11 protein-coding genes are annotated in these 14,522 nt (G+C 71.4%); 7 read left to right on the forward strand and 4 right to left on the reverse strand.

From position 1 onward, the window contains the following. Positions 1-88: 88 nt before the first annotated feature. Complete coding sequence (locus ACWFR3_RS18605; RefSeq protein WP_453735708.1) at positions 89-2,425, forward strand: glycoside hydrolase family 95 protein; 2,337 nt, start codon at positions 89-91, stop codon at positions 2,423-2,425. A gap of 73 nt (positions 2,426-2,498) precedes the next feature. On the opposite strand, the gene ACWFR3_RS18610 is transcribed toward ACWFR3_RS18605, so the two are convergent. Continuing rightward, a complete protein-coding gene (locus ACWFR3_RS18610) occupies positions 2,499-4,496 on the reverse strand; it encodes an N-acetylmuramoyl-L-alanine amidase (protein ID WP_453735665.1) in 1,998 nt (665 codons plus the stop codon). Between the two features lie 286 nt (positions 4,497-4,782). Then, on the reverse strand, positions 4,783-5,385 hold the full coding sequence (locus tag ACWFR3_RS18615; protein WP_453735666.1) for a TetR family transcriptional regulator: 603 nt from the start codon (positions 5,383-5,385) through the stop codon (positions 4,783-4,785). An 85-nt stretch (positions 5,386-5,470) separates the two neighbouring features. On the opposite strand from ACWFR3_RS18615, the gene ACWFR3_RS18620 reads away from it, so the two are divergent. Beyond that, entirely contained in the window at positions 5,471-6,358 is an 888-nt protein-coding gene (locus ACWFR3_RS18620) for an SDR family NAD(P)-dependent oxidoreductase (RefSeq protein WP_453735667.1), read from the forward strand. Between the two features lie 53 nt (positions 6,359-6,411). On the opposite strand, the gene ACWFR3_RS18625 is transcribed toward ACWFR3_RS18620, so the two are convergent. Then, positions 6,412-7,248 carry an alpha/beta hydrolase gene (locus ACWFR3_RS18625; RefSeq protein WP_453735668.1) on the reverse strand — a complete coding sequence of 279 codons (837 nt, stop codon included), beginning with the start codon at positions 7,246-7,248 and terminating at the stop codon, positions 6,412-6,414. Positions 7,249-7,403: 155 nt separating this feature from the next. After that, entirely contained in the window at positions 7,404-8,597 is a 1,194-nt protein-coding gene (locus ACWFR3_RS18630; RefSeq protein WP_453735669.1) for an ROK family protein, read from the reverse strand. Positions 8,598-8,788: 191 nt separating this feature from the next. Between ACWFR3_RS18630 and ACWFR3_RS18635 the strand changes: the two genes are divergently transcribed. From ACWFR3_RS18635 to ACWFR3_RS18655, 5 genes are read left to right on the forward strand one after another with little or no spacing between them, the layout of a single operon-like run. Further along, positions 8,789-10,339: a sugar ABC transporter ATP-binding protein gene (locus tag ACWFR3_RS18635; RefSeq protein ID WP_453735709.1), complete on the forward strand. Its 1,551-nt coding sequence runs from the start codon at positions 8,789-8,791 to the stop codon at positions 10,337-10,339. A 32-nt stretch (positions 10,340-10,371) separates the two neighbouring features. Further along, the gene (locus ACWFR3_RS18640; protein WP_453735710.1) at positions 10,372-11,340 is read left to right on the forward strand and encodes an ABC transporter permease; all 969 of its coding nucleotides are present in this window, start codon (positions 10,372-10,374) and stop codon (positions 11,338-11,340) included. Continuing rightward, complete coding sequence (locus ACWFR3_RS18645) at positions 11,337-12,383, forward strand: ABC transporter permease (protein WP_453735670.1); 1,047 nt, start codon at positions 11,337-11,339, stop codon at positions 12,381-12,383. The genes ACWFR3_RS18640 and ACWFR3_RS18645 overlap by 4 nt, the downstream gene beginning before the upstream one ends. Before the next feature lie 47 nt (positions 12,384-12,430). Continuing rightward, complete coding sequence (locus ACWFR3_RS18650; protein WP_453735711.1) at positions 12,431-13,627, forward strand: substrate-binding domain-containing protein; 1,197 nt, start codon at positions 12,431-12,433, stop codon at positions 13,625-13,627. Then, complete coding sequence (locus ACWFR3_RS18655) at positions 13,624-14,496, forward strand: sugar phosphate isomerase/epimerase family protein (RefSeq protein ID WP_453735671.1); 873 nt, start codon at positions 13,624-13,626, stop codon at positions 14,494-14,496. The genes ACWFR3_RS18650 and ACWFR3_RS18655 overlap by 4 nt, the downstream gene beginning before the upstream one ends. Positions 14,497-14,522 lie beyond the last annotated feature (26 nt).

A 14,522-nucleotide genomic window follows, 5' to 3' on the forward strand; every position in this document is an offset into this window, starting at 1 on the left:
GGTGGGTTTTGTCATGTGCCTTGCCAGGCCAGTCATCGGACTTTTAACGTGACCGGTCATGACTCCAGGGATCTCGCGAAGAACCACGATGAAGTCCGCCGTCGGCGGGGCAGCCGTACTGGCATCGGGTGGAGGCGTACTTTCCGGTGTTGCGGGCGCTGCCGAGCGGCCCCGCGACACCTCCGATGAATTGCTGCTCTGGTACGCGGCACCCGCCGCCGACTGGGAACGTGAGGCCCTCCCCGTCGGCAACGGCGCACTCGGCGCCATGGTCTTCGGCACCCTCGCCTCCGAGCGCCTCCAGTTCAACGAGAAGACCCTGTGGACCGGCGGCCCCGGCTCCCGCGAGGGCTACGACCACGGCGACTGGCGCGAGCCCCGGCCCGGCGCGCTCGACGCCGTGCGCAAGGAACTGGACGAGAAGGGCAGCCTCGCCCCCGACGCCGTCGCCGCCGAGCTCGGCCAGCCCCGCCGCGGCTACGGCGCCCACCAGACCTTCGGCGATCTGCACCTCGACATGGCAGACGCCCCGGACGCGCCCGACGCCGCCTACCGCCGTGCCCTCGATCTGCGCACGGGCCTCGCGACCGTCACGTACACCCACCGACAGGTGCGCCACGAGCGGGAGTTCTTCGCCTCCTGCCCCGACGGCGTGCTCGTCGGGCGCCTGGCCGCGGACCGCCCCGCGAGCATCACCTGCACCCTGCGCCACACCTCGCCCCGTACCGACTTCACCGCGAAGGCCGCCGGCGACCGGATCACCGTACGAGGCGAACTCGCCGACAACGGGCTGAAGTTCGAGGCCCAGCTGCGCGTCGTGCACCAGGGCGGTACGCGCACGGCGAACGCGGACGGCAGCATCACCGTCAGCGGCGCCGACCACGTCTGGTTCGCGCTCGCAGCCGGCACCGACTACGCCGACACCTACCCCGGCTACCGCGGCGACGACCCGCACCCCGACGTCACCCGCACCCTCGACCAGGCCGTCGCCCGCGGCCACGGCTCCCTCCGCAGCCGCCATCTCCGCGACCACGGCGACCTGTTCGGCCGGGTCGCCCTGGACATCGGCCAGACGGCACCCGCCGACGTCCCGACCGACCAGCTGCTCAAGGGATACGGGGGAGGGGAGAGCACGGCCGCCGACCGCGCCCTCGAAGCGCTGTTCTTCCAGTACGGGCGCTACCTCCTCATCGCCTCCTCCCGCGCGGGCTCGCTGCCCGCGAACCTCCAGGGCGTGTGGAACAACAGCACCACCCCGCCCTGGTCGGCCGACTACCACACCAACATCAACCTCCAGATGAACTACTGGCTCGCCGAGGCCGCCAACCTCGCCGAGACCACCGCCCCCTACGACCGCTTCGTGGAGGCGCTGCGCGCTCCGGGACGGCGGACGGCGAAGGAGATGTTCGGCTCGCGGGGCTGGGTGGTGCACAACGAGACCAACCCCTACGGCTTCACCGGCGTCCACGACTGGTCGACGGCCTTCTGGTTCCCCGAGGCCGCGGCCTGGCTGACCGCGCAGCTCTACGAGCACTACCGCTTCGGCGGCTCCACGGAGTACCTGCGCTCCACCGCCTACCCGGCGATGAAGGAGGCCGCCGAGTTCTGGCTCGACAACCTGCGCACCGACCCGCGCGACGGCACCCTCGTCGTCACCCCCAGCTACTCGCCCGAGCACGGCGACTTCACCGCGGGCGACTCCATGGCCCAGCAGATCGTCCACGACCTGCTCACCAACACCCTGGAGGCCGCCCGCGTGCTCGGCGACTCCGCCGCGTTCCGGGCCGAGCTCGAAAAGACCCTCGGCAAGCTCGACCCCGGCCTGCGCGTCGGCTCCTGGGGACAGCTCCAGGAGTGGAAGGCCGACCTGGACGACAAGGCCGACGACCACCGGCACGTCTCGCACCTCTACGCCCTGCACCCCGGCCGCCGGATCGAACCCGGCAGCAAGTGGGCCGATGCCGCGAAGGTGTCGCTCACCGCGCGGGGTGACGGCGGCACCGGCTGGTCCAAGGCCTGGAAGGTCAACTTCTGGGCGCGCCTTCGTGACGGCGACCACGCGCACAAGATGCTCGGCGAGCAGCTCAAGTCATCGACGCTGCCCAACCTCTGGGACACCCATCCGCCGTTCCAGATCGACGGCAACTTCGGCGCGACGTCGGGCATCGTGGAGATGCTGCTGCAGAGCCAGTTCGATGTCATCGAGGTGCTGCCCGCGCTGCCCGCGCACTGGCCCGACGGATCGGTGCGCGGCCTGCGGGCGCGCGGCGGGGCGACCCTCGACATCGCATGGTCGGGCGGGCGTGCCACGCGCATCGTGCTCACCGCGACGCGCACCCGCGAACTCACCGTGCGCAGCAGCCTGTTGAAGGGCGGCGAGAAGACGTTCAAGGCGCGGGCCGGACAGCGGTACGTCTTCGACTGAGGCGACCGCTCCTCCCTACGCCGGGGCCGGGCCCGCCCCCACGCGGACCCGGCCCCGACGGTGCTCGGCGGCTCTAGGAGCCCGAGCGCACCACCTGCACGTCGGCCGCCCGGACATACGCCACGCGGTGCCCGAACTGGACCTCGTAGTACATGTCCTTGCCGCGCACCACCTTGTGCGGCGCCGTGTCGAACGTCGGCGCGTAGAAGTACTCGCCCGGCACCTTGTCGCCGATCGCATACTTCTGTCCTGCCAGGAGCTTGTACGGCAGCGGCGTGACCGCCTGTACGGGGACGCCCGCCGGGTACGCCTCCTTCTCCGGGTAGGCGCGTCCGTACACCGGGACGTCCGCGGCGCCGCTCTTCGGCGTCAGTACGAGCCCCTTCGCGTCGACGGCGGTCGGCTGCTTCTTCGGGTTCTTGAACCAGGCCTTCTGCCCCAGGTACCAGACGGCGGTCCAGTCGCCCTTGCGGTCGGCGACCGCGTACTGCTGGCCGGTGGACAGGCGCGCTCCGGTGTCGTTCACGCCGGTCGTCGAGTCGCCGCCGCCGGGGCGCAGACCGATGTCCTTGATGAGCGGGGCGTCGTCACGCGGCTCGGTGTGGACACGCACCGCGGCCGAACCGTGCGGCACGCACTTCTCGCCGGGCTTGACGCAGCCCGTGTACTCCGGCTGATTCTCGGAGTACGTGGGCGCCACCGTCACCAGGCCGCCGCTGGGGCCGGCGGTCCGCTTGAAGGGCTTGCCCATCAGCGTGAAGTAGTGCTGCCAGTCCCAGTAGGGGCCGGGGTCGGTGTGCATGCCCGCGATGGTCGAGGGCAGCGTGCCGGGGACGTTGTCGTGGCCGATGATGTGCTGGCGGTCCAGCGGGATGTCGTACTTCTTCGACAGGTACTTCACCAGGCGGGCCGACGAGCGGTACATCGCCTCCGTGTACCAGGTGTCGGGCGCCGTCAGGAAGCCCTCGTGCTCCAGGCCGATCGACTTGGAGTTCACGTACCAGTTGCCCGCGTGCCAGGCGACGTCCTTGGCCTTCACGTGCTGGGCGATGTGGCCGTCGGTGGAGCGCAGGGTGTACTGCCACGACACGTAGGTCGGGTCCTGCACCATGTTCAGGACGCCTTCCCAGCGCCCCTCGGTGTCATGGATGACGATGGTGTCGATGCTCTGGCTCCCCGGCCGGTTCCCCAGGTCGTGGTTGCCGTAGTCGTCGTTGCCGTTCGGGTCCTTGAACTCCTCGTACGGCGCCGGAATCCACTCGCACGACACGGTCGAGGGACACTCGGTCTCGCCCGTCGGGGCTTTCCGCAGCCCCATGCTCCGCACCTGCGCGGCGTCCGGCTCCAGACCGCTGACCGCCGCGAGCGTCACGTGCTGCCCGGCGTCGGTCGTGCGCTCCTGCCCGTCGTGGATGACGGCGAAGACATCGTTGGCGTACGTCGCCGCGGTGGCCTGGTCGTCGGCGCCCGAGAAGCGGGCGATCGCGCCGTACCAGTCGGCGGGATCGTCGCTCAGCGGCTTGCCGAGCTGCTTCTGCGCGGCGGCGAGCAGGGCGGCGCCGCCGCGTACGTTGGCCGCCGGGTCGGTGCGCAGCCGCTCGGCGGACTGCCCGCTGAGCTCGGCGGCACGGGGCAGGGTCTTGAGCCGCGCGGGCAGTTGCGAGCTCTCGGGCACCTCGGCCGTGAACTCCGCCGGCTTGAGGACACCCCGCGAGTCGTCGCCGCGCGGGTCCTCGTCGCCCTCGCTGTGGTGCGGGGCGCCGGCGATCGCGGTGCGCGCGTCGGTGAGGTGCATCGGGCCGTAGCCGCCGGTCACACTCGGCGCGCCGCCGTGCGCGTCCCAGCGGGACTGCAGATAGGACACCCCGAGCAGCACGCTCTGCGGTACGCGGTATTCGGCGGCGGCGTCCGCGAAGGCACCCTGCAGCCCGCCCGACGACGGCGGGGAGGAGGATGCGGAAGGGGCGGCACCGAGCAACGGGAGCAGCAGACCGGCAGAGACAAGAGCACCCGCGGTCCTGACGGCGCGTCTGCGCACGGCAGGGGTGCGGGCGGTGACGGATCCTCGCAATGCAGCCTCCTGGGACGGTGAAGCGTGATGGGGCGTGCGGGGCCGGGCGTGCGTCAGTGGTACCGGCTCTCCGACGATCCGTCAATCATGCCCGGGACAAGGAATTCCCCACGTCAGCGCCGGTCCCGGCGGGTTTCGCCCCGGGAGGCCGCACGGCCTGCGACGCGTCAGTGGAGTGGACCAATGAGCAGCGGGAACCCCGGTGAACACCCCACGCGCAGCGGACGCACCCGGCCGGGGCACCAGAGGTCCGGTCCACCTGTTCGGGGGATGGGGCGGCAGCCTCTCAGGGCCGCAGCGTCGAGAACGCCCGGTCGACGAGAATGCCCCGGTCCGCTGTGCCGCCGGAGTGAAGCCATGCCCGGTCCGCCGCGTCCAGGGCCGCCGCGGCGGCCGAGGTGAGGACGTCCGCGGTGAACGGGTCCAGCTGCGCACCGGGCCGCCGGGTGAGCGCCTCGGCGACCTGCGCACGCATCGCGTCCCGCTTCTGGGAGAGCCGAGCCCGCAGCGACGGCGTCGCCTCGATCAGGGTGAGTTCGGCCAGCTGCCGCTCAGAAGCCTGGATCCGCTGCTGCCAGGCGCGCAGCACCTGATGGAGGCAGTCCCACGGCGCCTCGTCGGCGGGCCGGCCGAGTACCTCGTCGGCGACTTCGTCCGCCATCGACTCCACGGTGCCGAAGACGACGTCCTCCTTGGACGGGAAGTACCGGAAGAAGCTCCGCTTCGACAGGCCCGCCGCGTGCGCGATGTCCTCCACGGTCGTCTCGTCGAACCCTCGCTCGGCAAACAACTCCAATGCCAGCGTGGCCAGTTCGGCCCGCATGGCGCGCCGGGCCCGCGCGCGGAGCCCACCGCTCTCCGGTCGCTCTGCACTCTCACGGCTTCCCATGCACCGGAGTTTACTTTGCTTCATCGAGTGCCTAACGTGTCACCGGGTGACACATTTGTGGGGTCACCTCATCCAGGAGGCGGGCATGACGTCCTTACGCGGCAAGACGGCACTGGTCACCGGAAGTACGGGAGGGATCGGCAAGGAGACGGCCCGCGGCCTCGCCCGGCGCGGTGCCCGCGTGATCCTCGTCGGGCGTGACCCCGGGCGGGCAGCCGAGGCGGCCTGCGAGCTCGGCAGCGAGGCCGGATGCGGTCCCGTGGACGCGGTGGCGGCGGACCTGACGCTGCGCGAAGGGCTGCACCGGGTCGCGGATGCGGTGGGCGAGGGCTGCGACCGACTCGACGTGCTCATCAACAACTTCGGCATGAACCCGCCCGATCGTCGCCTGACCGCCGACGGCGTGGAGACCGCCTTCGCCGCGAACGTCCTGGCGCCCTTCGCTCTCACCCGACTCCTCATGCCCCGCCTCGAGAAGTCACCCGCCGCGCGGGTCGTCAACCTCACGGGCGGCATCCCGCGCGGCCCCGTCGACCCCGACAACCTCCAGGCGCAGAAAGCCTTCATCGGCTGGACCTTCGGCCAGTACAACCACACCAAGGCCGCGCTCATGGCGATGAGTTACGAGTACGCCCAGCGGATCGGGGACGGAACGGTCACGATCAACGTGGCCTATCCCGGACATGCCTACACGCCCGGCAACAAGGCCACCCCGATGCGCGCGTTCCCCCGGGCGTACCGCCCTGCCGCGCCCCTCGTCCGGCTGCTAGGTCCGATCCTCCTCGCGGATCTCGCCAAGCCCGCGAGGTCCAGCATCCACCTGGCGGCCAGCCCGGAAGTCGCGCACGTCACCGGCGCCTACTTCGACGCCAAGTGCCGCCGGATCCCGTGGCCGGCCTTCGCGTCGGAGCCCCGTACCCGCGAAGCGGTCTGGTCGCTGTGCGAGGAGCTCGCCGGGGACGACAGGTCCTGACGGGTACGGCGGCGGAGGCGGGCGCGGCGCCGGTGACGGGCGGGCGGCGGCGCTCAGACGAAGCGGCGGACGAAGGCCAGGGCCGTGTCTGCGACCTCCTGCCAGCGGTTGTCGATCGTCAGGGCGTGGTCGCGGCCCGCCATTTCTGTGATCTCGGTGATGCCGGAGTTCTCCCGCTGCTTCTTGTACGCGCCGTTGGCCAGGGCCCAGGGCACGGCGTTGTCCTTCTCGCCGGAGATGATCAGGAGCGGGCCGCGGCGGGGGTTGCGGTAGTCGACCTTCATTTCCGTGCGGGGATTGAGGTTGGCCATGGCTGCCTGGAAGGGCGGTGCGCACGGGGCCGGGACCGCGTGCTTCTCGTAGAGTTCCCTGGCCTCCTTCTCGCTGACGGCGTTGGCGTACGCGTAGCGGAATTGTTCGAAGGTCAGGGGCAGGGCGCGCTTGCGGTTGGCGGGGTTGCCGATGATGGGGCGCAGCGAGCGCAGCGTCGACAGGGGGAGCGCCAGGACGCCGCGGAAGGGGACGGGGTCGATCGCCACCGAGGCGGCGGAGAGGCCGCGGCCCGCGAGGATCTGGGTGAGCAGCCCTCCGACGGAGTGCCCGATGATCGCCGGCTTGCGCTCCAGGCCGTCGATCAGGGCGGCGAGGTGATCGGCGATCCGCCCCACCGTCTTGCCCGCGAGGGCCTCGGGTCGCTGCCGCGCCTCGGTGACCGTCTCCGGGTCGCCGGGCCACGAAAGGGCGACAGGCACATATCCGGCGTCCTCGAAGTGGGCCGTCCACAGGTCCCAGCTGCTGGGCAGCATCCACAGACCATGAACGAACACGACCGGAACACGCTCGGTGGCGGCGTTGGCGCGGTCGATCTGCTGGGCGTCATTGAGGGACATAGCCTGAAGTTATGGGCGCAAGTGACCTGACGATAGCGGGTACTTGGCGGTATGGCCGGTGTTGCATGGAGCTTGTCCGGTCTCCGTGGACCGGGGTGGGGGAGCTGTGTGCGGCGTGGCTGGTGCGGCTTGGCGTCATGCCTCAAACCGGTCACTCAGCGCGCCGCGCCCGCCAGTGCCCGGTCCACCTGTTGCGGGGACAGGGCGTGCTCGACGGCCAGGATGCCGGCGCCGATCGCCGCCGCGTTCTCGCCGGTGCGGCTGGGCTCGATCCGGAGCACATGGGTGGCCAGGGGGTGCGAGCGGCGGTACACCGCTTCCCGTACGCCCGCCAGAAGTTGGTCGTGGACCGCGGCCAGCGCCCCGCCGACCACCACCGTGTCCGGGTTGAAGAAGTTCACCAGGCCCGCCAGCACCTCGCCCACCGCGCGGCCCGCCTCGCGCACCATCCGTACGGCATCGCGGTTGCCGGACTTCACCAGGCGTACGACATCGCTGCCCGAGGTCGCCTGCAGGCCGAGCCCGGACAGCTTCCGGGCGATCGCCGCGCCGCCCGCCACCGCCTCCAGGCAGCCGGAGTTGCCGCAGCGGCAGGGGTCTTCGATGTCGCCGACCCGGATGTGCCCGATGTCGCCCGCGCTGCCCTGCGCACCCCGGTGCAGCCTGCCGTCCGCGACGATGCCGCAGCCGATGCCCGTGCCCACCTTGATGTAGAGCAGATAGCGCGTGTCGGGGAAGGCGCGGCGCTGCTCGGCGAGCGCCATCACGTTCACGTCGTTGTCGACGAGGGCCCGCGGGCCGAACCGCTCGGCGAAGAACTCCGGGATGGGGAACTGATGCCAGCCCGGCATGATCGGCGGATCCACCGGGCGGCCCGTCGAGAACTCCACGGGCCCCGGCACCCCGACCCCGATCGACTGCAGTGACACGGGATCGCGCCCGGCCTCGTCGAGCAGCGTGTGCAGGGTGCGCTCGACGTGGCCGAGCACCTCCCGCGGGCCGTCCGCGATGGAGATCGGGTCCTCGCGCAGGGCGAGCACCTCGCCGCCGATGTCGAGCAGGGCTACCCGGCAGTGCGAGGCCCCCAAGTCGACTCCCGCGACGGCGTGTTCACGGGTCCGCAGCCGAAGCCGGCGCGGTGGCCGGCCGCCCGTCGACCCGCCGTCCGCCTCCTCGGTGACGAAGCCGTGCGCGATGAGCGCGTCCACCCGCTGCGACACCGTCGACCGCGCGAGCCCCGTCACGCGGGCTATGTCGGCGCGGGTTTCCACCGCCCCCGTGCGGAGCAGGGCGAGGACTTCGCCGGGTGACGTCGGCAGGGAAACGGGGTGATCCGGCGCTCCAGGCATGGCAGTCACCTTAGGGACGAGTTTCGCTGCTCACAAGGCCGATGGTGTTCGACGATCGACCTAAGTCACCGTCAACTCGCTTATGGACAAAGCTGCTTGGGCTCTTGACAGGTCAAAGCTCTCTCATCACATTGCTCTGCAGACCGCTGCCGAAGGAGCCGAGGGTGCAGGCGATGCAGGCGACGCAAATGATGTTGGCGATGCAGGGGGTGTCCAAGAGCTTTCTCGGAGTGCGCGTGCTGCACGGCGTATCGCTCGACCTCGCCGCGGGCGAGGTGCACGCGCTCGTCGGCGAGAACGGCGCCGGCAAGTCCACGTTGATGAAGGTCCTGGCGGGCGAACACGTCCCGGACGAGGGCAGCATCGTGCTCGACGGAACGGAGCATGCCTTCAGCCATCCCGCGCAGGCCCAGGCCGCCGGGATCGGCATCATCCACCAGGAGTTCGCGCTGCTCGCGCACCGCACGGTCGCCGAGAACGTCTTCCTCGGCCGCGAACCGACCCGCTACGGCCTCGTCGACCGCCGCGCCATGGAGGCCCGTACCGCCGAACTCCTCGCCGAAGTCGGTGTATCGGGCATCACGCCGCGCACGTACATCCGGGATCTGTCCGTCGCACGGCAGCAGACCGTCGAGATCGTCAAGGCGCTCGCGTCCGACGTCCGCGTCCTGGTCATGGACGAGCCGACCGCGCCGCTCGCCGACCACGAGGCGGGCCTCCTGCACGACCTCGTACGCCGCCTCGCGGCCCGCGGCCTCGGCGTCCTGTACATCTCGCACCGCCTGCGCGAGGTCTTCGAGCTCTCGCAGCGGATCACGGTCCTCAAGGACGGCCGCCACGTCACGACGGTGCGCACCGCCGACACCGACACCGACCAGGTCGTACGCGCCATGGTCGGCCGGGAACTGAGCGCCTACTATCCGCCGCGCGCCCGCCCCGAGGACATCGGCGAGGTACGCCTCACGGTCACCGGCGGCGGCAACGACCGGCTGAGCGGCATCGACCTGACCCTGCGCGCCGGCGAGATCACCGGCATCGCGGGCCTGGAGGGCTCCGGCCGTACGTCCCTGGCGCGGGCCCTGTTCGGAGCGGCGCCGTTCACCGGCGGGGCCATGACGGTCGGCGGCGACGCCCTGCGGCCCACCAGTCCGCGGCAGGCCATCCGCGCCGGGATCGCCCTGGTCACCGAGGACCGCAAGGCCGAAGGGCTCGCCCTGCGCCAGTCCGTGCGCGACAACGCCCTGCTCGTCACCCGCGCCGTCCCGGCCCGCGGGGAGCCGCCCGCCGCCCGCGAGCTCACCGCCCTCCTGGAGCGGGTGCGCCTCCAGGCGCGCGGCGAGGACCAGGAGGCCCGCTACCTCTCCGGCGGCAACCAGCAGAAGGTCGTCATCGCCAAGTGGCTGGCCGCCCGCCCCCGCGTCCTGCTCTTCGACGAGCCGACCCGGGGCGTCGACGTGGGCGCCAAGGCCGCCATCCACACCCTCGTCCGCGAACTGGCCCGCGAGGGCATCGCCGTCCTGATCGTCTCCTCCGAACTGCCCGAACTCATCGGCATGAGCGACCGGATCCTCGTCATGGCCGAAGGCCGCATCGCCGGTGAACTGCCGGCGGGGGCGGCCGAGGAGGACGTGATGCGGCTCGCCACGACCAACCCGTCCGGTGACCCGATCACCCCGTCCGGAGACCCGAGCGCCCCGTCCGGAGACCCGAGCGCCCCGTCCGGAAAGGATTCCTTCGCGTGAGCGGTACCACCGTCGCCCCACCGCCCGCTTCCCTGAAGACCCGCGCCCCCACCCGCAGCAGGCTCACCGACCCCGCCGTCGGCGTCTGGCTCGCGGCGGCTGCCGTCACCGCGCTCGGCTGGATCGTGGTCGCCGCACGAGGCGGCGACTTCCTGACGCTCTCGAACGTCGTCGGCATCCTGCAGAACTGCGTCGCCCTGGGCCTGGTCGCCGTGGGCCAGACCGCCGTCATCCTCACCGGCTCCCTCGACCTGTCGGTGGCCTACCTGATCAGCCTCGGCACGCTCGTCGCCGCCACCACCATGGAGGACGGCAGCGTCGTCACCGCGGTGCTCGCCGTCCTCGCCCTGTCGGCGGCCGTCGGACTCGCCAACGGCCTCATCGTCACCGGGCTCAAGGTCAACGCGTTCATCGCGACGCTCGGCACCGCGTTCATCCTGCGCGGCTGGATCGAGGACAACTACACGGGCCCGGCGGGCAAGGTCCCCGCCTCCTTCCAACACCTGGGCTACGACCGCATCGGCCCGATCCCCGTCTCGCTGTTCCTGCTCGCCGCCGTCGCCGCCGCGATGTGGCTGATCACCCGCCGCACCCGCTTCGGGCACCACCTGTACGCGACCGGCGGCGACGAACACGCCGCCAGGCTCTCCGGCGTCCGCACCCGGCGCACGATCATTGCCGCCCATGTCCTGTGCTCGCTCTGCGTGGGCGCAGCCGCCCTCTTCCTGGCCTCACGGCTCGGCGCGGGCGCGCCCTGGGCGGGCACCGAGGCGCGCTACGACCTGGAGTCGATCGCCGCCGTCGTCCTCGGCGGCACCGTCCTCGCGGGCGGGCGCGGAGGAGTGGCGGGCACCCTCGGCGGGGTCCTGGTGCTCGCCGTGCTCGACTCCGTCTTCAATCAGCTCAGCGTCGACCCGTTCTTCAAGAACGTCGTACGCGGCGTCGTCATCATCGCCGCCGTCGCCCTCTACGCCCGGCGCGGCAGCAGGAGGTCCGCATGAGCAGCCGGACGGCTCCCACGGCACCTACGACCCCTACGGACAAGGCGGCAACGGAACCCCCGTACAAGCGAGTTGTCCGCTCACTCGGCACCGGGGCGCCGGTCTACGCCCTCCTCGTGGTGCTGCTCGTGGCGCTCGCCGCCACCGACCCCGGCTTCTACGAACCCGACCGCTTCCTGGCCTTCGTCAAGCGCGCCGCGCCCCTGGTGATCCTGGCCGCCGGGCAGTACCTGGTCATCGTCTGCGGCGAGTTCGACCTGTCCGTCGGGGCGATCGTCACCGCGGGCGTCGTCGCGGCGGCCGAGGTGTACGGCTCGTTCCCGGACGCGCCCTGGCCGCTCATCACGGCAGGCCTGCTGCTCGCGGGAGCGGTCACCGGCCTCGTCAGCGGGCTGATCACCACACGCCTGAGAGTGCCCTCGTTCATCACCACGCTCGGCATGATGCTGATCCTGGAGGGCGCCGTCTTCTTCTGGACGGGCGGCTCCCCGCACGGACAACTCTCCGAAGGATTCCGCCAGATGGGGCGCGGCACCGCCATGGGCTGGCTGCCCTGGGCGGTCCTCGCCTGTCTCGTCGCGGGCATCGTCGCCGTCCTGCTCATGCGCTCCGACTTCGGCCGTACGTTGATCGCCACCGGGGACAGCGAACGCGCCGCCGCCCTGGCAGGAGTCCGCGTGCACCGCGCTCGCGTCATCGCCTTCGTCCTCTCCGGCGCGGCGGCGGCGCTCGCCGCGGTCCTCGTCGGCGGCTTCTCCGGAGTCTCCGCACAGGCCGGGCGTGGCTACGAGTTCGAGGCGATCACCGCCGTGGTCCTCGGCGGAGTGGTGCTCGGCGGCGGCCGGGGCGGCGTGGTCGCCGCCATGGCCGGCGCCTTCTCGCTGCAGGCCCTGTTCACGCTGCTCAACCTGCAGGGCGTATCGGGCGCCCTGGAGTCCACCGTCCAGGGCGTCATCGTCATCGCCGCGGTCGGGCTCGGGGCCGCCGACTGGTCCCGGCTGCGCCGCCGTCGTACCCACTCCTCGGGAGGCAGACCCACGTGATGCACATCAAGCCGAACCACGGACGCGCACCGCAGCGGCGCAGCCGCATGCTCGCGCCGGCTGCCGCCGCGCTCCTCGCGGGCGCGCTGCTCACCTCCTGTTCCAGTGACACCCCGCCCGACTCGCCCGCGGGCGCGTCGCAGTCCACCGGGTCCGACGAGGGCGGGGACAAGCCCTCCAAGTTCTTCGAACAGGCCGAGTACGACCGCCAGTTGAAGCTCGGAGAGGAGACCCCGCAGGGCCCGGAAGCCAAACCCTGGGAGCAGATGCTCGAACCGGAGATGACCGACACGGCCCGGTACAAGAAGAAGGGCTCGGGCGGCACCCACCTCTGCTTCTCCAACGCCGGAGTCTTCAACCCCTGGCGTCAGGTCGGCCTGAAGAACATGAAGGCCGAGGTGAAGCTCCACAAGGAGATCAGCGATTTCACCGTCCTGGACGCCCAGGGCAAGGACGACAAGCAGATCTCCGACATCCAGGAGCTCGCGGGCAACAAGGACTGCGACGCGCTCATCGTCTCGCCGAACACCACCGCCACCCTCACCCCCGCCGTGAAGGAGGCCTGCGGCAAGCTCCCCGTGATCGTCTTCGACCGGGGCGTGGAGAGCGACTGCGCGGTCACCTTCGTCAACCCCATCGGCGGCTACGGCTACGGCGCGGTCGCCGCCGACTTCCTCGTCGACAAGGTCAAGCCCAAGGGCAAGATCCTCGCCCTGCGCATCTCGCCCGGCGTGGACGTCCTGGAGACCCGCTGGTCCGCGGCGAAGCTGGCCTTCGACAAGAGTGAACTCGATGTCGTGGACGCCAAGTTCACCGACGGCGATCCCGCCAAGACCAAGTCGATCGTCTCCGATGCGATCTCCCGGCACGGCTCGATCGACGGCGTGTGGATGGACTCCGGCGCCACGGCCGTCGCCGCCGTCGAGGCCTTCGAGGACGCGGGCGTCGACGTCCCGCCGATCACCGGCGAGGACCAGCAGGACTTCCTCCAGGCGTGGAAGGACAAGAAGCTCACCGCGATCGCGCCGACCTACCCGACCTTCCAGTGGCGCACGCCGGTCATCGCCGCCCTGCGCATCCTGGACGGCAAGGAGGTGCCCAAGGAGTGGAAGCTTCCGCAGCCCACGGTCACGCAGGCCAACCTCGACCAGTACCTCCAGGAGGGCATGCCGCCGCTGCACTACGCGATGTGCGGCTGCCAGAAGATGCCGGGCTTCCCTGGGGACTGGGGAGGCAAGAAGTGACGTACAAAGCCTGGCAGTTGGGCGCGAACCCCTGGATCTGGCACTCGCCGGTCACCACCGAGGTGCTCGGCGAGACGCTGCCGCGCCTGGCGGGCTGGGGCTTCGACGGCGTGGAACTGCCCCTGGAGCAGCCCGACGACTGGGAGCCCGCGGCGGCGGTCAAACTCCTCGACGCCACGGGTCTGACACCCGCGGCCGTCGTCGCCGTCATGGCCGACGGGCGCGACCTGGTCCGCGCGGACCAGGGCACACTGCGCGCCACGCAGGACTACCTCCGCCGCTGCGTCGACGCGGCCCACGCGATCGGCGCCCCCGTGGTCGCGGGTCCCGTGTACGCGGCGGTCGGCCGGACCTGGCGGATGGACGCGGCCGCGCGGGCGGCGGCGTACGAGGAGTGGCGCGAGCACATCGCCCCGGTTGTCGCGTACGCCGCGCGCGCCGGCGTCCGCATCGCCGTCGAGCCGCTCAACCGCTACGAGACGAGCCTGTTCAACACCGTCGCCCAGACCCTCGACGGCCTCACGGGCCTGCCCGGGGAGTCGATCGGCATCGCCCTGGACACGTACCACCAGAACATCGAGGAACGCTCGCTGCCCGAGGCGGTCCGTACGGCGGCGGGCCGTATCGCCCACGTCCAGGTGTGCGCCAACGACCGCGGCGCCCCCGGCGCCGACCACCTGGACTGGCCCGGCTTCCTGCGCGCCCTGGGCGAATCCGGCTACCGGGGGCCGCTCTGCATCGAGTCGTTCACGGCCCACAACGACGCCATCGCCGTGGCCGCCTCGGTCTGGCGGTCCCTCGCGCCCACCCAGGACGCGCTCGCGACCGACGGGCTCGGCTTCCTGCGCCGGACCGTGGCCGCCCTCTGACATCCGGCAATCCCGCACGTCCGTCC

Source organism: Streptomyces sp. NPDC055189, assembly GCF_053606765.1.